An 18,263-nucleotide genomic window follows, 5' to 3' on the forward strand; every position below is an offset into this window, starting at 1 on the left:
ACGTCTTCAGGGGCCGAAGTCTGCCACTAAAACACTCCGAGCAGTACTCGTCCGGTTACGGAAACGGAATCGCATCGGAGAACGCACGCGCGCGCATGCAAGAAGAAGGTGAAGGAACGACCGGAGCAAGGCGCCAAGTTGACGGAAAAATTGACCAACAAGCGGTACGGGACGGCTCATTCCGGTCACCTGCACGTGCATCTGCCCTTGCATCTGCTGAACGCATCCGAAACCATGGTCCCGCACCACCGCCGCATCGCACCGACCGCGAATTCCCGGGAGTGCCTCGCATGGGGACGAATGGATCAACCATGCTCGAGCCGTTACGGCAGGGCCTTCCGCCGCTTGATCCAGCGGCCGTGTCCGACGCCGCCTCCTGCGCTCTGCCCGCCCGCTACGAAGCGGTGCGCGACGCACGGCGATTCACCCGCGGAACCCTCGACCAGTGGGACATGGGCGACCGCTTCGACGACGTCTGCCTGGTGGTCTCAGAACTCGTCACCAACGCCCTGCGGCACGGCCTGCCGGCCAACACCGCGTGCGCCGCGGGCCGGGAGCCCCCGGTGCGGCTGCACCTGATGCGCTGGACCGAGCGTCTGGTGTGCGCGGTACGCGATCCCAGTCACGACAGTCCCGTCGCCCGGGAGACCGACGACTTCTCGGCCGAGTCGGGCCGCGGGCTGTTCCTCGTCGACTCCTTCAGCGACAGCTGGGGCTGGCACCCGCTCGCGGGCGCCCTCAGCGGCAAGGTGGTCTGGGCGCTGTTCCGGCTGCCGCGAGCCGGCAGCGAATAAGAAACCGCGGCGCTTCCTGGCGCCGCGGTTCTACGCGCGTTACAGCGGGTGGATTTCCGATTACCCCCGGTTTATAGGGGGTTCGCCGACGCGTCAGCCGCCCACGAGGTGGTCGAACTCGCCGTCCTTCACACCCAGCAGCATCGCCTCGATCTCCGCACGGGTGTAGACCAGCGCGGGTCCGTCGGGGAAGCGCGAGTTGCGTACGGCCACCTCCCCGCCCGGGAGCCGGGCGAACTCCACGCACGAGCCCTGCGAGTTGCTGTGCCGGCTCTTCTGCCAGGCCACACCGTTCAGCCCGGCGGCCGCCATCCCGTTGTACACGTCGTGGTCCACAGGTCGCTCCCCGGTGGTGCACTGGCTTATGTGGCCATTGATGCAGTGGTCAACTGACCCGGATCATAGCCCTGTTCATGTGCGGATGCATGAGCAGATGCACGTGCACGCGGGGTGGTCCTGCGGTTACAGCTTTGACGACCGCTTTACCGAAGCCCTCGCATGTTTGACGGCCCTGCCTTCTCGCGCGTTCCCCGAGGCAGACGGGGAAGTCGGCGGGTTCGGCGGAGGTCCGGTGGAGGCGGAGCATCCGCTCGGCGGCGGAGCCGGAGGGTCCCGCGGGGGCCGCGGCCGAGAAGAGGGAGCTGGCGGCGGGCGGCCCGGGGACCGGGCGGCAGCGGGCCGGGCTCGATGCGGAAGACGACCGTGACCTGCGGGAGCAGGGAGAAATGGGCCGCTCGCAGGACCGGGACGTCGTCCTGCGGGCCGGTGTCCCGCTCGCCTCATCGGCGGATACGCGGTCGGCCGATGAGGCCCTCACGGTCCGCCCGGCGTGCGCCTGTCGAAGGCCCGGAGCACAGGCATGATGTCCCCCACACGTCAAGCGTGGGGAACCTCACCCGGGCCGGATCTCAGCGGGAGGCGTACGGCAGCAGCGCCATCTCGCGCGCGTTCTTGATCGCCTTGGCGAGCTGCCGCTGCTGCTGCGACGACACCCGGGTGACCCGGCGGCTGCGGATCTTGCCGCGGTCGGAGACGAACTTCCGCAGCAGGTCGGTGTCCTTGTAGTCGATGTACGTGATCCCGGCCTGGTCCAGCGGATTGGGACGGTTCTTGGCGGGGAGCCTGCGGTCGGACGTGCGGGGCATCGGGGATCAGACCTCCAGGAGGGTGTCGAAGGCGTGCGGCAGCCGCTGCCAGGCGTCGCGCCCGGCGGCGTACTCGGCGTCGGTCAGCAGGCAGGACTCCAGCAGCCGCTCCAGGCCGTCCCGGTCGAGGCCGGGCGAGGTGAAGACGAGGTGCTGGCCCCGGTCGCCGTGCTCGGGGTGCCAGTCCAGCGCGGCGGCGGCGCGGCGCACCGGCGGGACCATCTCCCAGGCCGCGTCCGGCAGCGAGGCGAGCCAGGGACCCGCGCTCTCCACGCACAGGGCCCCGCCCGCGGCGTCCCAGTGGAACAGCGTGTCGGTCTTGTCGGCGAGCCAGAACCGGCCCCGGCTGCGGGCCGCCGCGCAGGTCAGGTCCTCCAGTGCGGCGTAGAGCCGCTCGGGGTGGAAGGGGCGGCACCGGTGCCAGACCAGGGTGGAGACGCCGTGCGCGTCGGCCTCGGCGGGCAGCAGGGCGCAGGCGGGGTGCTGGGCGGCGGCCGCGGCCTCCACGTCGAAGCCGGCCAGGGCCGCCTCGGCCAGCGGCGACCGCGGGCGCCGGCGCGGGGCGGGCACCGTCAGTCCGTCGTCGGCCGGCCCTCCCCCCGACTCCCCCTGCCCGATCGGAACCTGTCGGGCCGTCGGGTGCAGTTGCGCGAGCAGCTCGCGGTCCTCGTCGTCGGCCTCCGGGGAGTCGGCGACCGCGAGGACGGGGGCGTACTCCAGCTGGCGCGCGAAGGTGTCGGCGACCGTGCGCTGGTCGGTCGCGGCGGCGGCGAGACCGCCGTCGGCCAGGTCGTCGCCGTTGCCGAGGTACGGCAGGACCAGGGCCGGGTCGACGGCGGTGAACACACCGGTGACGGTGAGCCCGCCGGCCGTGACGACCTCGGCCATCGCCTTGGGCTCGACGGAGTCCCACAGCTCGACGACGGCCAGCGGCGTCCGCCCGGCGTCGGCGAGCCGCTCCAGCTCCGGGACCAGGTCCTCGCGCAGGGCGCAGCAGGCGCAGTCGTTGACGAGCGGCGCCTCCCCCGCGTCGAGGAGGCCGGTGGCGTCCCGCACGGTCCGTACGACCGTGCCGGCGGCGGCCGTGGCGAGGTCGTGGTGGAGGGCGACGCTGCCGGGCACGTCGGCGAGCAGCCGTGCGACGGCGGCCCTGCGGGCGTCGGCGTGCAGCCCGCCGACGAGGACGACGGACATGCCGGTGGGGTCGGTGGGGTCGGTCACCGGGTCAGCCCTTCTTTCCGTACCGGCGCTCGAAGCGCTCCACGCGCCCCGCCGTGTCCAGGACACGGGCGGTGCCGGTGTAGAAGGGGTGGCTGGCGTCGGAGATCTCGACGTCGACGACCGGGTAGGTGGCGCCGTCCTCCCACTCGATCGTCTTCTCGCCCGCCCGGGCCGAGAGGGTCGAGCGGGTGAGGAACGCGTAGTTCGCGGCGCGGTCGCGGAAGACGACGGGGCCGTACTCCGGGTGGATTCCCTCGCGCATGGTCAGCGCTCCTCTCGGAAGTCGACGTGGCGGCCGGCGACCGGATCGAACTTGCGCAGGGTCATGCGGTCCGGGTCGTTGCGGCGGTTCTTGCGGGTCACGTAGGTGTAGCCGGTTCCGGCGGTGGACCGGAGCTTGATGACCGGCCGGAGTTCGTTGCGTGCCATGCCGCTACACTACTGAAAATGAATTCCATTTACATCACGTGAGTCAGAGAGGTACGTCACCACCATGTCCGCGCACTGCATGCTGACCGGCTCGCAGCCAGGCTTCGGCAACCGCATCTCGCACTCCCACCGGCGCACGTCCCGCCGGTTCGACCCCAACATCCAGTCCAAGCGCTACTGGCTGCCGAGCGAGGGCCGGTACGTACGCCTCCGGCTGAGCGCCAGGGCGGTCAAGACCGTCGACACGATCGGCATCGAGGCGGCCGTCGCCCGGATCCGCGCCCGGGGAGTGAGGGTCTGATGGCGAAGAAGAGCAAGATCGCGAAGAACGACAAGCGCCAGGAGATCGTCGCGCGCTACGCCGCCCGTCGCGCCGAACTGAAGGAGATCGTCCGCCGCCCGTCGTCGACGGAGACGGAACGCCTCGCCGCCCAGGCGGAGTTGCGCCGGCAACCACGCGACGCGAGCGCCACCCGCGTACGCAACCGCGACCAGGTGGACGGGCGCCCGCGCGGCTACTTCCGGACGTTCGGCCTGTCCCGGGTGAGTCTGCGGGGGCAGGCGCACGCGGGGTATCTGCCGGGGGTGCGGAAGTCTTCCTGGTGAGGTGAGGTGAGGTGAGGGCGGGGGCTTGCGGGGCGGTTGTGCCGGTGAGGCGGGGCGGGAGCTTCCGCTGGGTCGGCTGTTCCGGTGAGGCCGAACGGCCGAGGGCTTCCGCTGGGGTGGTCGTCCTGGGGGGGGAGCCAGACACCAGGGCCGCTCCACGCCAGTAGGCCACCCCACTGCGAGCACCCCGGCCGCCCCCGGGCCGCCTCTCCGCCGGCGCCCGGACACTCGGCGCACCCCTCTCGGCCGGGAGGGACCGGTCGGCCGAACGCCAGCGAGGCGCCCCCTACCGGGGTAGCCCTCCTGGTACGAGCCGGACGGCGGGCGGCACCCCCGGGAGGCCGGCCGGTAGGAGCCGAGTGGGGTCGTCCCCCGGGCCTCTTGACGGGCCCTGGTAGCTTGCTTCGGTCGTTCCGGCACAGGGGTCGGCCGGGTTGCGTCCGGGCCGCCCGGCTACAGCTTGGGGGCTGCAGTGACTTCGGTGATCTTCTCTCGTCGCACGGGAGCGCGTCGACGGCTGCGGGTCGCGGCGGCGGCCGCGGGGCTGGCCGGTGCGCTCGCGCTCTCCGCGTGCAGCAGTGACAGCGGCTCGGGGGACGACTCCGCGTCCAGCCCGGCTCCGTCCGCCTCGGCGTCCGACGGCGCGGGCGACTCCGGCTCCGGTTCGGGCACCGACTCCGGCTCCGACACGCTGGCCGGCAGCTGGCTCGCGACGACCGACGGCAAGGCCGTGGCCCTGGTCATCACCGGCAAGCAGGCCGCGATCTTCGCGACCGGCGGGACCGTGTGCACCGGCACCGCGGGCGAGGAGTCCGGCATGCGGATGATCCGCCTGAAGTGCGGGGACGGCAGCAAGGACCGGACGACCGGCATGGTCGACTCCCTCGACAAGAGCAGCCTGAAGGTCACCTGGGAGGGCGGCGTCGGCGAGGAGACCTACACCAAGGCCGAGAAGGGCACGAAGCTGCCGACCGGACTGCCCACGGGCGGACTCGGGTAGGAGTGCGACTCCGCAGGGCGGCCTGCCCGGGTGCGTGAGGGTCCGTCCGTCCGAGATGATCCATCCATCGGAACCGCTCACCGCCATCACGCACCAGAGGTCCCCATGCGCACCCTTCCTCCCCTCGCCCTGGCCGCCGCCCTCGCCGGGACGCTCCTGCTGACCGCCTGCGACGACGACGGGGCCGGCGCCGACGACGTCAAGAACGCGGACCGGCCGGCCGCTTCGGCCTGCGCGCTCGGCGACATGGGCGTGCAGATCGGGGCCGGCGCCGCCCCGGCCGCCGGGGACACCGGCACCGTCACCGTGACGCTCACGAACAAGGGCGCGCAGTGCACGCTGAAGGGCTTCCCCGGCGTGGACCTGATGGCCGACGACAGCACGACGTCCGTTTCCCCGGACGAGGGCGTGAAGGCCCAGCCGCTCACGCTCGGCAAGGGCGGCACCACGTCCTTCACCATCACCTACGTCCGCGGCGAGGCGGGCTCACCCAAGAGTCTCCCCGTGCGGAAGGCGTCCTTCACCCTGCCCGGCGCCACCGAGGACGCGCACACCCTGACGTGGTCGTACGGAGAAGTCGCACGCAGGGACGGGGAGAGCGGCGCGGCCCAGGCCTCGGTGAGCGGCTTCGAGTCCTCGGGCGACTGACGGCGGCTCAGCGCAGCGGCGGCCGGTGCCCGACCTGGGCCCGGTCGGCCGCCTGCGCGCCCTCCGTCCAGCCCGCCGCGTCGCGCACACCGCGCAGGCGGGTCGTGGTGGTCTCCGGGAACATACGGTCCAGCCGTCCGGTGACCGCGACATCGCGGGAGGCCAGCACCGGCAGCAGGTCGTCGCTCACCTGGGCCTGGGCCACTTCCCCCAGCCGGGTGCCGATGCGGTGGGCGTAGGCCGCGAGGAAGGACTGCCGGAACGTCTTGGTGCGCTTGCGGCCCCCCGCGCGCTGGGCGGCCTCCGCCTTCGTCATCGCGGTCGTGGCCTGCACGAGGAGCGAGGTGTAGAGGAGTTCGACCGCCTCCAGGTCGGTCTCGAAGCCGACGACGGTGGAGAAGCCGAAGGGTTCGTTCCACACCGCCCGGCAGTGGTTGGCGGAGGCGACGGCGTCCAGCAGCACCGCCTTGGCCTGCTCGTACGGCGGTTCCACACCGATCCGGCAGGCGTCGGGGGTGTCGGGCGAGGGCGCCCGCGCGGCGAGCAGCGCCTCGTCGACGCTGTGCCGGGCCATCAGCTCCTGCGCCTTGGCGCTGAGCGCCTCCGCCTCCTCCGGGAACCCGGTGGCCTCCGCCTTGGCGAGCAGGGCGCGGATACGGGTGAGCATCCGGGACTCGGTCCTGGCCCCGCCGTTCGCCCCACCGGCCGCGTCCCCCGCCCTGTCGTCGAGGGATTCGAGGGCGGGCAGCCGCAGCAGCAGGCGGTACAGCTCCAGCACGGCGGTGGCCTGCGAGAAGCGGTCGGTGCGGGGCGGGGCATCGGCGGGGAGTTCCGCGAGCTGTGCGCTCCAGCGGCGGCCGCGGGCCCGGTCGCCGGGTGCCTGCGCCCGGATCAGCCCGGCCACGAGCAGCACATGGACGTCCTCCAGCTCGCTCCGGACGATCCGTACGACATCGGCCGGCTGCCAGCCGCGCCGCCAGGACGCCGCGACGAACTCCTCGCCGCGCCGGGCGAGTTCGGCATCGGCCGCCGGGTCGGAGGCGAGCAGGGACGCGCCGGTGTCGAGGGCCGTCTCGCCGGTCGCGTACAGGGCGGCTTCGAACGCGCGGTCGACGGTGGAGGACGTACTGCTCACGGCCCGATGGTGCCACGCATTCGACTGTCAACCCACGGTTGACACCTCTAGGAGCGCAACCTACGGTTGACAGCATGACGAAGAACCCCGACATCACGTCATCCGTGCGCCTCGACGATCTGATCGCGGCGATCAAGAAGGTTCATCAGGAACCCCTCGAACAGCTCCAGGACGCGGTGATCGCCGCCGATCACCTCGGTGAGGTGGCCGACCATCTGATCGGCCACTTCGTGGACCAGGCCCGGCGCTCGGGCGCCTCCTGGACGGACATCGGCAAGAGCATGGGGGTCACCCGGCAGGCCGCGCAGAAGCGCTTCGTGCCGAAGGAGTCGGCCGACCTCGACCCGAGCCAGGGCTTCAACCGCTACACGCCCCGCGCCCGCAACACGGTGATGGCCGCGCACAACGAGGCCAGGTCCGCGCGCAACGCCGAGGGCCTGCCCGAGCACCTCGTCCTCGGCCTGCTGGCCGAGCCGGAGGGTCTCGCCGCGAAGGCGATCACCGTCCAGGGCGTGACCCTCGACGCTCTGCGCGAGGCGGCCACGGCGGCCCTCCCGCCCGCCGTCGAGGAGGCCCCGGAGCTCGTGCCGTACGGCCAGGCCGCCAAGAAGGTCCTGGAGCTCACCTTCCGCGAGGCCCTGCGCCTCGGCCACAACTACATCGGCACCGAGCACATCCTGCTGGCCCTGCTGGAGCACGAGAACGGCGAGGGCGTCCTCAGCGGCCTCGGCATCGGCAAGGAGCCGACCGAGCAGTACGTCGTGACGGTGCTGGAGAAGATCATGCTGGCGCAGAAGGAGACACCGGACGAGTCGTGACGGGGCCCGACCAGGCCCGACGAGGCCGGACGGGGCGGCGATCGGAAGGCGGTCGGCGGGCGATCGGGAGGCGTTCGAGGGGCGGTCCGGGGGGCGTTGTCAGACCCCCCTGCCAGACTCACGGCATGACCGACCGGTGGGCGCTCGCTCCGGCCGAGGACGGTGGCGTGGACGTCGCCCCCCTCGGTCCGGACGGGCTGCCCATCGGACCGGTGCGGCGGGAGACGGATCCCGCCGAGGCCGTGCGGAGCCGTCCCGGCGTCACGCGGTGGGTGTGGCGGTCCACCGCCGAGGTCTACCCGCGCCTGCTCGCCACGGGGGTGCGAGTCGAGCGGTGTTACGACGTCGAGGCCGCCGAGACACTCCTCCTCGGTCACGAGGGGCGGTACGGGGAACCCCGTTCGGCCGCGGCCGCCCTGGCCCGGCTGCGCGGCGGCCCCGTACCGCCCGATCCGCCCCAGCGCTCCGCCGAACCGGGCTCGCAGTCCTCCCTGTTCGAGCCGCAGGGCGTCCCGCTCCCCCTGCCGGACCTCCTCGCGGTCTACGCCGAGCAGCAGCGGCGGCACGAGAGCGCCGAGCATCCCGACCGCATGCGACTGCTCACGGCCGCCGAGTCGGCGGGCATGCTGGTGGCCGCCGAGATGAACCGCGCCGGGCTGCCCTGGAGCGCCGAGGTGCACCGGGCCGTCCTGCACGACCTGCTGGGCGACCGGTACGCGGGCGGCGGCGAGCCCCGCCGGCTGGCCGAACTGGCCGACGAGGTGTCCACGGCGTTCGGCCGCAGGGTCCGCCCCGACCTGCCGGCCGACGTCGTCAAGGCCTTCGCGCAGGCCGGCATCAAGGTCTCCTCGACCCGCCGCTGGGAGATCGAGACCGTCGACCACCCGGCCGTGAAACCCCTGATCGAGTACAAGAAGCTGTACCGCGTCTGGGTCGCCCACGGCTGGTCCTGGCTCCAGGACTGGGTGCGCGAGGGGCGGTTCAGACCCGAGTTCCTCGCGGGCGGCACGGTGACCGGGCGCTGGGTGACCAACGGCGGGGGCGGGCTCCAGATCCCCAAGGTGATCCGGCGGGCGGTGGTCGCCGACCCCGGCTGGCGGCTCGTCGTCGCCGACGCCGACCAGATGGAACCGCGCGTCCTCGCCGCGATCTCCCGCGACCCCGGCCTGATGGAGGTGGCGGGCCGGGAGAGCGACCTGTACCAGTCCGTCTCCGACCGCGCCTTCTCCGGCGACCGCGCCCAGGCCAAACTCGCCGTGCTCGGCGCGGTCTACGGCCAGACCTCTGGCGACGGCCTGAAGAACCTCGCCGCGCTCAGACGCCGCTTCCCCAGGGCGGTGGCGTACGTCGACGACGCCGCCCGCGCCGGCGAGGAGGGCCGGCTCGTCCGCACCTGGCTCGGCCGGACCTGCCCGCCGGCGGCCCGCGGAACGGACGACGCGACGGAGGAGGCCGGCATCCCCGTCGCCGACGACGACTCCGCCGCCCCCTGGGTCCCCGGCTACGCCTCCACCGACGCCCGCGCCCGCGGCCGCTTCGCCCGCAACTTCGTCGTCCAGGGCAGCGCCGCCGACTGGGCCCTGCTCCTGCTCGCCGCACTGCGCCGGACCTGCGCGGACCTCGCCGCCGAACTGGTCTTCTTCCAGCACGACGAGGTGATCGTGCACTGCCCCGAGGAGGAGACGGAGGCGGTCGTGGCGGCGATCCAGGAGGCCGCGGCCCTGGCCGGCCGGCTGACCTTCGGCGAGACCCAGGTGCGGTTTCCGTTCACCACGGCGGTGGTGGAGTGCTACGCGGACGCCAAGTGACTCCCAGCACCGGCCGGTCGGTCAGTCGGCCGGGGCCAGCAGTTCGCGGAGTTCCGTGACCACCGTCCGCTCATCCGTCCCGTCCAGCGCCGCGAGTGCCCAGCGCCACTCCTCGTACGCCGCCTCCGGCCGCCCCCGCTCCCGCAGCAGCAGCCCGCGCTGATGGCGGGCGAGACCGCCGGTGTAGCGGTCGGCGCGGGCGTCGGCCCGGGCCAGCAGCTCGGCGCACTCACGGGCGGCCCGCCCGGTGCGGCCCAGCAGACGGAGGGCCCGGACCAGCCCGAGCCGGGTCTGGGCCTCGCCGTGCCAGTCGCCCTGGCCGCCGAGGATGCGCAGGCTCTCCTCGAAGTGCGGAAGGGCCGCGGCCGGTTCGCCGAGCCGCAGATGGGCGTAGCCGATGTTGCAGTGCGCGGAGTGCCGCAGGATGACGGCACCGATGTCCTCCCCGATGGCCAGCGAACGCCGGTGCTGCTCGATGGCCGCCCGCGCGTCGGTGTGCTCGTAGAGGTTGCCGAGGTGGCTGTGGGTGACGGCCTCGCCGTACGGGTCGTCCAGCTGCCGCGCGTACTCCAGGCTCAGCAGCAGCGCCTCACCCGCCTCGGCGTGCCGGCCGAGCCCGTCGAGCAGCAGGCCGCGGTTGTTGAGGCAGCGCCGGATCCAGGAGGGGTGGTCCAGCCGCCGCCAGAGGTCGAGCGCGCGGTCGTTGAGGTCGAGGGCCTCGTTGTGCCGGCCGGTCAGGAAGTGCAGTCCGGCGAGGTCGACCAGCGCGCACGCCTCCGCCGCCCGGTCACCGAGCCGCCGCGCCACACGGAGGCCGGCCCGCCCGAGCACCTCCATCTCGGCGACCCGCCCCCTGCGGTGCGCGTAGGGAAGGATCAGCCGTACGACAGCGCTGACCAGGCCCGCCCGCCGCCGGCAAGGGTCGTCCGCATGCCGCCCGACCAGGGCGACGAGGTTCGCCAACTCCCGGTCTCCCCAGGCGAAGGCCTCCTCGGGACTGCCGAAGGGGCCGACGGTGTCGACAGGGCCGTCCCCGTACCCGTCCGGCTGACCCGCGCTGGGCCGACGACGGTCGTCCTGGTCGGGCCCGGGCTCGACGATCGCGACGAGAACGCGCTCGGCGACGTCGGCGTACCACCGCAGGGCCGTCTCGACGACGTCACCACGGATCCCGACACCAGCCACCTCACCACCCATCGCACCGGCCCGCTCACGCGCGAAGTCCCGCACCAGGTCGTGCGGCTCGTACCGGCCGTACGCCGTCTCCTCCAGCAGGGCGACGTCCACGAGCCGGTCGAGGGCGGCCTCGGCACGCCGTTCACCCGTACCGATGAGACGGGCGAGCAACGGGACGCCGTACGTGGGCAGATCGAGCCCGCCGACGCGACACAGGGCGAGGGCCGCGTCCCGGTCGGCCTCGCGTTCGGAGGCGGCGAGCGCGTCGTGCGCGACGGCCAGGGACCGGCGGACGCTCAGGTCGTCGTACTCCAGGTGGTGCAACCGCTCGTCCGCGGCGGCCAGTTGACCGGCGAGGACGTCCGGGGTGAGGGCCTGCCGGGCGGCGAGCCGAGCGGCGACGACGCGCAGGGCCAGCGGGAGCCTGCCGGTGAGGGCGACGAGGGGGTGACGGGCGTCGAGAATGCCCGGCTCAGAGCCCTGCGGAGGGTACGGCTCGGCCCGGCCCGAGGCCCTGCGCAGCAGTTCGGCGCTCTCCTCGTCCGTGAGCGGGGCGAGCGGGAAACGGGTCACGCCGTCGAGGGCGGTCAGCGGCGAGCGGCTCGTCACGATCACCCCGCACCGCGCACCCCCCGGCAGCAACGGCCGTACCTGCGCGGCGCTCGCGGCGTCGTCCAGCACCAGGAGCGTGCGGGTCGGCGCGAGCAGGGACCGCAGCAACGCCGAGGCCGCGTCAGGGTGTTCGGGGACACGGCAGGGCTCGACGCCCAGATCACGCAGCAGGGCGGTGAGCGCCTGGCCGGGGGTGAGCGGGGTCATGCCGGGGGTGGCACCGTGCAGGTTGAGACAGAGCTGCCCGTCGGGGAATCGCGCCGCCACCTCGTGCGCGACATGCAGCGCGAGGGCGCTCTTGCCGACACCGGCCATGCCGCTGAGGACGGCGGTGGGGTGCGGCCCGGGCGTCGTGAGGGCACGGCGCAGGGAATCGCGCACGCCGCTGCGCCCCGTGAAATGGGCTGGCGGCGGCGGCAGTTGAGCAGGCGAGGGCGTCACGGAGGCGACGGAACGCCGCACGACGGGCGGGGACGACGGCGAACCTCCACCACCGATGTCCGCCGCACCGGCGGCACTCCCCAGCCCCTCCGGACCACCGCTCCCCGGCCCCTGCGCACCACCGCTCCCCACGGCCCCCCGCAACACCTCCACATGCGCCTCGCGCACCCCCGGCCCCGGCTCGATGCCGAGCCGTTCGACGAGGCGGGTGCGCAACTCGTGATGGACGGCCAGGGCCTCGGCCTGGCGGCCGGTGCGGTGCAGGGCGAGCATGAGCTGCCGGTGGTACGCCTCCCGCAGCGGATACTCGGCGGCCAACGCCGCCAACTCCGGCACCAGCCCATCGAGCCGCGGACCGCCCAGGGCCAACTCGGCGTCGTAGCGCCACTCCAGGAGCAGCAGCCGCGCCTCGCGCAGCCGCCGTACGAAGGCGTAGCCGCCCACGTCGGACGGCAGCCCGGCGAGCGGTGCGCCCCGCCACAGCGCGAGCGCGGCGGCGCACGCGCGGACGACCCGCTCCCAGTCCCGGCCGGCGTGCGCGGCACGCGCCTCGGCGACTCGGGCCTCGAACACGTGAACGTCCAGCTCGCCGTCGTCGACGCGCAGCACATACCCGGACGGCACGGTGCGCAGCCGCTCGGGATCGTCGAGCATCCGCCGCAGCCGGGCTACGTGATTGTGCAGCGAGGCCTGGGCGGAAGCGGGCGGAGCCCCGCCCCACAGCGCGTCCTTGAGCGACGCGGCGGAGACGACCCGCCCGGCGTCGAGCAGCAACGCGGCGAGCAACACCCGCACCTTGGGGCTCGCGATCCCCCGCGCCTCGCTCCGCCCGCCTCCATGGGCGTCGTAGAGCCCCGGCGGCCCGAGCAACCCGAACCGCAGCGCACACCGCTCCCCGGATCCCGCTGCGCTCTCGCCATGTCCCGAGCAGGGAGATGCCGCCATCACTCCCCGCCTCCCGTGTCACCGCCCTCGACGAATGTCCGCCCCATGGCCAACTGTTGGCCATATGTTAGCGATCCGTTGGCACGACCTGATGTGATCACTACGTCGGATCTGGCCGGGCGGCGTGCGCGTCTCGGCGCGCCACTCGGGGGAGTGTCGCCGCCACGGTCGGTTCCGGGTCCCGGTCGGCGGAGGTGAACGGCCGGGGCCCACTCAACTTCCGCCCCACCAGCGTGGCTCCGGCCGCCGTCAGATGACGGGCGGCCTCCCCAGCCGCGTGAGCCGCCACACCGTGCGCCAGCGCATGGGCCGCCGCTCGCCCGCCGGCTCCCGTACACCTTCCAGGAATCCGCCGAACCAGGCACGCAGCCCGGCGGCGGAACGGTTCCGGGCGAGGGTGAGCAGCACCCACACGCCCAGATGGACGGGGACGAGCACGACCGGCAGCCGGCGCCGGGCCAGCCAGACCCGGTTGCGGGCGTTCACGCGGTAGTAGATGGCGTGCCGGGCGGGCGAGGTCTTCGGGTGCTGGAGCAGCAGTTCGGGCGCGTAGAGGATGTGCCAGCCCGCGTCGGCCGCGCGCCAGGCCAGGTCGGTCTCCTCATGGGCGAAGAAGAACTCGGCGGGCCAGTCGCCGACCTCGTCGAGCATCGCCATCCGCAAAGCGTGCCCGCCACCGAGGAACCCGGTGACGTAACCGCCCCGCAGGGGGTCCGAACCACCCACCCGGGGCACGTGCCGCTGCTGCGTCTCGCCGAGTTCGTCGGCGATACGGAACCCGACGATGCCGAGCCGTTCGTCGGCGGCGTACAGATCCCGCACACGGCGCAGCACATCGGCGTCCACGAGCAGCCCGTCGTCGTCCAGATCGACGACGACATCGACGTCCCCGAACTCCCGCAGCCGCGCCAGGGCAGCGTTCCGGCCCCCGGGGCACCCCAGGTTCTCGTCGAGCTCGACGGGCGTGACCTCACCGGGCAGCGAGAGCCGCTCGGCGAACTCGGGCAGCGGGCAGCCGTTGCCGACGATCACGATCCGCTCGGGCGGCACGTCCTGCTTGGCCACGGAACGGAGCAGCGCGTCGACCTCCTCGGGCCGATTGCCCATCGTCACCACGGCGACGGCGATCCTGGGCGCCCCCATGTCCTCACCTCATCACGGTCGGCAACTGACGGGTCGACGGGCGATGCTAGCCGTTCACGATAAGGCCCCCTTAAATACGCCTGCCGGACGACGGTCCGGCTGACTCGTTCGGCCGAAGCGACACCCGACCCGATCGGGCACAGGAAGTCGGGTCCAGCAGGGGCCCGGCTACCTAGCGTGGTGAACACCAAAGAGGCACGAAGAAGGAAACGGGAAGGAACCGGGCGTGCTGGAGCGACTCAACCAGGCCATGGACCACATCGAGCGCCACCTCGACGACTCGGTGGACGCCGTGGAACTGGCACGGATCGCGGCCACCTCGGAGTACCACCTGCGCCGCATGTTCTCCGCACTGGCAGGCATGCCCTTGTCGGAGTACATCCGCCGCCGCCGGCTGACGGTCGCGGGCGCGGAGGTGCTGTCGGGGGACGCGACGCTCCTGGAGATCGCGATCCGCTACGGCTACGGCTCCGGCGAGGCCTTCGCACGGGCGTTCCGCTCGATGCACGGCGTGGGCCCGGGCGAGGCCCGGCGCACCGCCGCCGCACTCGTCTCCCAGCCCCGGCTGACCTTCCGCCTCACCGTCGAAGGGAGCAGCAGCATGCACTACCGAGTGGTGGACCGCCCGGCCTTCACCGTCACCGGCTTCAAGACCCGCATCCCCCTGATCCACTCAGGCCCCAACGAGTCGATCATCAACTTCGTCCGCGGCCTCGACAAACAGGCCCTGGAACACCTGCGAAACCTCTCCACCCAGGACCCCCAGGGCATCATCGCGGTCTGCGACGACCTGGACCCGAGCCGCGCCGAGGGCACGGAACTCGACTACTACCACGCCGTGATCACCACACCCCCGACCCCGGCCCCCGAGGGCACCACCACCCTCCCGGTCCCGTCCGGCACCTGGGCGGTCTTCACCACCTCCGGCCCGGCCCCCCAGGCCATCCAGCACCTCTGGCGAGACATCTTCACCGAGTGGTTCCCCTCCAACCCCTACCGCAGCCGCCCCGGCCCGGAACTCCTCCGAACCGAACTCTCGACGGACGGCACCCGGGCGAACGCCGAGCTGTGGCTCCCGGTGGAGCGCGAAGCCGCCCACTGACACAGAGAACCCCAGGCCGGATTCCATCCGACCTGGGGTTCCAGGTCAGCGAGCAAAGCCAGAATGCTCATAGCACTCGATGCAGTTTCGTGCAGCACCGTCCGCCACGCATCGCTCATACTTCAGGCCTACGCCCGCAGACCAGCAACTGGGCAGCCCGAACTGCCATAAGGGCGGAAGTGCGACCCAAGGAAATCGCCGCAGCGAAGTCGCGCCGCCGGGGCGAGTAATCATTCTGGGGTCAGCCGCCGAGCCGAGGGTGCGCAGCGCCGTCGCTGCCAGGCCTTGGGTGTCCGCGGCCAAGGGGAAACTCAGCCTCCGGAAACCTCTTCGCCCGTACCGTCGCCCTGCCTATGCTGCGACCCGACCCCTTCCTCGACTGACGAGGCCGACATGCAGCAGTCATGGAACAGCGACCGCCGCCGCACCGCGATCGGTCGCTCCAGCCTCTCCGTGCCAGCCCGCCAGGCTCTGGCCGACCGCCAGCTCAACGCGGACCGCACGATCCTCGACTACGGATGCGGCCGAGGCGGCGATGTCGCCTCCCTCCAGCGCCTCGATTGCAAGATCACCGGTTGGGACCCTTACTACAGCTCGAGCGCCCCGGTGGCCCCCTCCGACGTCGTCCTCCTCACCTACGTCCTGAACATCATCGAGGACCCCGCCGAGCGTAGGCAGACGCTCAAGGAGGCATGGAGGCTCGCCACCTCCGTACTCATCGTCTCGGCCCGCCTCTCTTGGGAGCGGTTCAAAGTCCGCGGCCAGGAGTACGGCGACGGCCTCCTCACCAGCAGGCAGACGTTCCAGCACCTCTTCAGCCCGGACGAGCTCCGGATCTACGTCGAGGAGGTCACAGGAACACGCTGCATTTCAGCGGCTCCCGGCATCGTGTACGCCTTCAAGGACGACTCAGCCCGACTGGCCTACCTCGCACACCGCATCGTCCCTGACGCCGAGTGGCTAGCTTCAGCCGATACCACTTCGGCTATCGCCTCGCTGGTCGACTACGTCGAACGGCGTGGCCGCCCGCCCCGTGTCGACGAGATGCCCCGGCCGATGGCCGAACAGCTCGCCCACCTGAAACCCGGCGAACTCAAGCGCCTCATACGCGACTCCGTCGACGCCGAGAAGGTCTCCGAGGGCGCCAAGCGCACGACGTTGAACACGCTGCTGTTCCTCGCCGTCGAGCTCTTCAACAGCCGAGGCCCGTTCAGCAGCCTCCCCCTCGGCGTCCAGCTCGACGTCCGTTCGTTCTTCACCTCGTACAAGGAAGCCTGCCAGCGCTCCGACCGGCTGCTCCTCAAGCTCCGGGACGACACCTATATCCGGGGCGCCATGAACGCCTCCAGCGTCGGCAAGATCACCCCGACCGCGCTGTACGTACACCGTCGGGCGATCGACCGGATGCCGACAGTCCTGCGCCTGTACGAGCACTGCGCCTCCGTCGCCGCCGGCCGCCCTCAGGAATGGACTATCGCCAAGCTGAAGCACCAGGGGCGAGCCGTCAGCTGGCTCGACTACCCGGGATTCGACAAGGACCCGCATCCGCGGATCACGTCCTCATACCTCGTAGATCTCAAGACCCTCGAAACGTCGCACATGTCCTACGCGAACTCCGCCAACCGTCCTCTGCTTCACCGCAAGCACGAATTCCTGGCGCCCGACGACCCGGACGTGCTGCGCTACCGCCGTCTGACCGAGTCCGAACTACGCGTCGGCCTCTACGAGAATCCGCACCTGATCGGCACCGAGAATGGCTGGGAGGCCGAACTGATCAGGTGCGGTCGCATGCTCCGGGGACACCGGCTGATCCGGCGCCCCGGAGACTGAGCAGCTCAAACCGTCAGGAGGCATCCGGTTGCATGTACGCGATCGTCTCCGCCAGCCCGGCCGGGTCGAAGTCCGAGACCTGCCCGGGGAACCACGAGAAGCGGAGGCCATTGGTGGCCACCTCCTCCGGGAGGCCCATTGCGGTCAGCACGTGGCTCGGCGTGTACGAGGCGCTGGTGCATGCGGAACCGGTCGCCACGGCCACCTGGTCTTTGATCCGTACGATCAGGGCCTCGGCGTTGAGCCCGTCGAAGGTCACATTGAGGATGTGCGGGACCGCGTGGTCGGCATCGCCGTTGATCTGGAAGCGGGTCTTGCCGAGCGCGTCGAGCAGCCGCTCCCGCATCTCCTTCGCGTCCCGCTCCCAACGCGACCGGTTGTCCTGGAAGACCTTGGCTGCTTCGTACAGCCCCATGATCAGCGGCACAGGGAGCGTCCCGGGGCGCAGCTTTCGTTCCTGCCCGCCGCCGAAAATGATCGGCTCCAGCGGCACCTTGTCCCAACCTCGACGCCGGGTCACCAGAGCGCCGATCCCCTTGGGTGCACCGATCTTGTGGCCGCTGATGCTGGTCAAATCGATGGGCGCCTTCAGGTCCTCGGGAACCTTTGCGTACCCCTGCGCGGCATCGACGTGGAGATAAGTCGGGGTCTTCTGGAGCTTCTCTGCCAGCTCGGCCACGGGCTGGATGACGCCCGTCTCATTGTTCACGTGCATGAGCGAGACGAGCAGGGTGTCCGGCCTCAGCTTCTCCAGCACGGCCTCCGTCGAGATCCGTCCCGAGGGGCCGGGCTCCAGGAAATCGACCTCGAACCCCTGCTTCTCCTGCAGATGCAGCAGCGGCTCGATAACCGCCTTGTGCTCGATGGCGGAGGTGATGATGTGCTTCCGGCCGTGCTTCTCGCCGTACGGGGCCATACCGAGCAGGGCGATGTTGTTGGACTCCGTCGCTCCACTGGTGAAGATGACTTCTTCGGTCCTCACACCGACCGTACTGGCAAGGAACGCCCTGGCCTCCTGGACCGCCTTCTTTGCCCGGGCTCCGTACTCATGGGTGCGGCTGCCGGCGTTGCCGAAGTCTTCGGTCATCCAGTGGAGCACCACGTCAGCCACCCGCGGCTCCACACGGGTCGTCGCCGCCACATCCAGATACGCCACCACAGCGCTCACCCATCCCAGAGCATCATCCCGTTACCGGGTACGTCAAACCGTTAACGTACACGCATGCTCGACTGACGCACAGCGCGGCGCCTCAGAGTTGTCAACGCAGACATCGGCGTACGTCTTCCCGGGCAGGAACGCCCTTCGCGCAAGCCAGGCGTTCCCCCAGACCTGCCGGTGCGTCTTACGCACGTGAAGGTGACGTAACTTCAGCAGGCTGCGTACGTTAAACAGGTGACGTACGTTAAGGT

The 18,263-nt window shown here is 71.7% G+C and carries 18 protein-coding genes; 9 read left to right on the plus strand and 9 right to left on the minus strand.

Features of this window, described 5'->3' with window-relative positions; translation table 11 throughout:
* Window positions 1–290 precede the first annotated feature (290 nt).
* Entirely contained in the window at window positions 291–794 is a 504-nt protein-coding gene (locus KJK29_RS16245; RefSeq protein WP_215119878.1) for an ATP-binding protein, read from the plus strand.
* A gap of 93 nt (window positions 795–887) precedes the next feature.
* Here KJK29_RS16245 and KJK29_RS16250 read toward each other — a convergent pair whose 3' ends face one another.
* The 5 genes from KJK29_RS16250 to rpmG all read right to left on the minus strand — a co-directional run bounded on the left by KJK29_RS16250 (window position 888) and on the right by rpmG (window position 3,589).
* Window positions 888–1,106: a DUF397 domain-containing protein gene (locus KJK29_RS16250; RefSeq protein ID WP_221299255.1), complete on the minus strand. Its 219-nt coding sequence runs from the start codon at window positions 1,104–1,106 to the stop codon at window positions 888–890.
* Between the two features lie 596 nt (window positions 1,107–1,702).
* Window positions 1,703–1,939: a 30S ribosomal protein S18 gene (gene rpsR / locus KJK29_RS16255; RefSeq protein WP_215119879.1), complete on the minus strand. Its 237-nt coding sequence runs from the start codon at window positions 1,937–1,939 to the stop codon at window positions 1,703–1,705.
* 6 nt (window positions 1,940–1,945) lie between these two features.
* Entirely contained in the window at window positions 1,946–3,133 is a 1,188-nt protein-coding gene (locus tag KJK29_RS16260) for a CobW family GTP-binding protein (protein ID WP_215124308.1), read from the minus strand.
* A 31-nt stretch (window positions 3,134–3,164) separates the two neighbouring features.
* Window positions 3,165–3,422 carry a type B 50S ribosomal protein L31 gene (locus KJK29_RS16265; protein ID WP_215119880.1) on the minus strand — a complete coding sequence of 86 codons (258 nt, stop codon included), beginning with the start codon at window positions 3,420–3,422 and terminating at the stop codon, window positions 3,165–3,167.
* Window positions 3,423–3,424: 2 nt separating this feature from the next.
* Entirely contained in the window at window positions 3,425–3,589 is a 165-nt protein-coding gene (rpmG, locus tag KJK29_RS16270) for a 50S ribosomal protein L33 (protein ID WP_184594658.1), read from the minus strand.
* 64 nt (window positions 3,590–3,653) lie between these two features.
* Here rpmG and rpmB point away from each other — a divergent pair, with 64 nt between their 5' ends.
* The 4 genes from rpmB (at window position 3,654) to KJK29_RS16290 (ending at window position 5,843) form a co-directional block, all read left to right on the plus strand.
* Window positions 3,654–3,890, plus strand: coding sequence for a 50S ribosomal protein L28 (gene rpmB, locus KJK29_RS16275; protein WP_215119881.1), 237 nt, complete (start codon window positions 3,654–3,656; stop codon window positions 3,888–3,890).
* A complete protein-coding gene (gene rpsN / locus KJK29_RS16280) occupies window positions 3,890–4,195 on the plus strand; it encodes a 30S ribosomal protein S14 (RefSeq protein ID WP_215119882.1) in 306 nt (101 codons plus the stop codon). The genes rpmB and rpsN overlap by 1 nt, the downstream gene beginning before the upstream one ends.
* A 472-nt stretch (window positions 4,196–4,667) precedes the next feature.
* Window positions 4,668–5,195 (plus strand): hypothetical protein, encoded by a 528-nt coding sequence (locus tag KJK29_RS16285; RefSeq protein ID WP_215119883.1) that lies wholly within the window; start codon window positions 4,668–4,670, stop codon window positions 5,193–5,195.
* A gap of 105 nt (window positions 5,196–5,300) precedes the next feature.
* A complete protein-coding gene (locus KJK29_RS16290) occupies window positions 5,301–5,843 on the plus strand; it encodes a DUF4232 domain-containing protein (protein ID WP_215119884.1) in 543 nt (180 codons plus the stop codon).
* Window positions 5,844–5,850: 7 nt separating this feature from the next.
* Here KJK29_RS16290 and KJK29_RS16295 read toward each other — a convergent pair whose 3' ends face one another.
* Window positions 5,851–6,978 (minus strand): DUF2786 domain-containing protein, encoded by a 1,128-nt coding sequence (locus tag KJK29_RS16295; RefSeq protein WP_215119885.1) that lies wholly within the window; start codon window positions 6,976–6,978, stop codon window positions 5,851–5,853.
* A gap of 74 nt (window positions 6,979–7,052) precedes the next feature.
* Here KJK29_RS16295 and KJK29_RS16300 point away from each other — a divergent pair, with 74 nt between their 5' ends.
* Together KJK29_RS16300 and KJK29_RS16305 are read left to right on the plus strand one after the other, a co-directional pair.
* Window positions 7,053–7,796: a Clp protease N-terminal domain-containing protein gene (locus KJK29_RS16300; protein WP_215119886.1), complete on the plus strand. Its 744-nt coding sequence runs from the start codon at window positions 7,053–7,055 to the stop codon at window positions 7,794–7,796.
* A 125-nt stretch (window positions 7,797–7,921) separates the two neighbouring features.
* Window positions 7,922–9,604 carry a bifunctional 3'-5' exonuclease/DNA polymerase gene (locus tag KJK29_RS16305; protein WP_215119887.1) on the plus strand — a complete coding sequence of 561 codons (1,683 nt, stop codon included), beginning with the start codon at window positions 7,922–7,924 and terminating at the stop codon, window positions 9,602–9,604.
* A gap of 21 nt (window positions 9,605–9,625) precedes the next feature.
* On the opposite strand, the gene KJK29_RS16310 is transcribed toward KJK29_RS16305, so the two are convergent.
* Both KJK29_RS16310 and KJK29_RS16315 read right to left on the minus strand, forming a co-directional pair.
* On the minus strand, window positions 9,626–12,778 hold the full coding sequence (locus tag KJK29_RS16310) for an AfsR/SARP family transcriptional regulator (protein ID WP_215119888.1): 3,153 nt from the start codon (window positions 12,776–12,778) through the stop codon (window positions 9,626–9,628).
* Between the two features lie 249 nt (window positions 12,779–13,027).
* Entirely contained in the window at window positions 13,028–13,921 is an 894-nt protein-coding gene (locus tag KJK29_RS16315; RefSeq protein ID WP_215119889.1) for a glycosyltransferase family 2 protein, read from the minus strand.
* Window positions 13,922–14,147: 226 nt separating this feature from the next.
* Between KJK29_RS16315 and KJK29_RS16320 the strand changes: the two genes are divergently transcribed.
* Both KJK29_RS16320 and KJK29_RS16325 read left to right on the plus strand, forming a co-directional pair.
* Window positions 14,148–15,023: an AraC family transcriptional regulator gene (locus tag KJK29_RS16320; protein ID WP_215119890.1), complete on the plus strand. Its 876-nt coding sequence runs from the start codon at window positions 14,148–14,150 to the stop codon at window positions 15,021–15,023.
* Between the two features lie 393 nt (window positions 15,024–15,416).
* Window positions 15,417–16,853 carry a DNA phosphorothioation-associated putative methyltransferase gene (locus KJK29_RS16325; RefSeq protein ID WP_215119891.1) on the plus strand — a complete coding sequence of 479 codons (1,437 nt, stop codon included), beginning with the start codon at window positions 15,417–15,419 and terminating at the stop codon, window positions 16,851–16,853.
* A gap of 13 nt (window positions 16,854–16,866) precedes the next feature.
* On the opposite strand, the gene dndA is transcribed toward KJK29_RS16325, so the two are convergent.
* Window positions 16,867–18,021 (minus strand): cysteine desulfurase DndA, encoded by a 1,155-nt coding sequence (gene dndA, locus KJK29_RS16330; RefSeq protein ID WP_215119892.1) that lies wholly within the window; start codon window positions 18,019–18,021, stop codon window positions 16,867–16,869.
* Window positions 18,022–18,263: the final 242 nt, after the last annotated feature.

This window comes from Streptomyces koelreuteriae, from assembly GCF_018604545.1.
Lineage (GTDB): Bacteria > Actinomycetota > Actinomycetes > Streptomycetales > Streptomycetaceae > Streptomyces > Streptomyces koelreuteriae.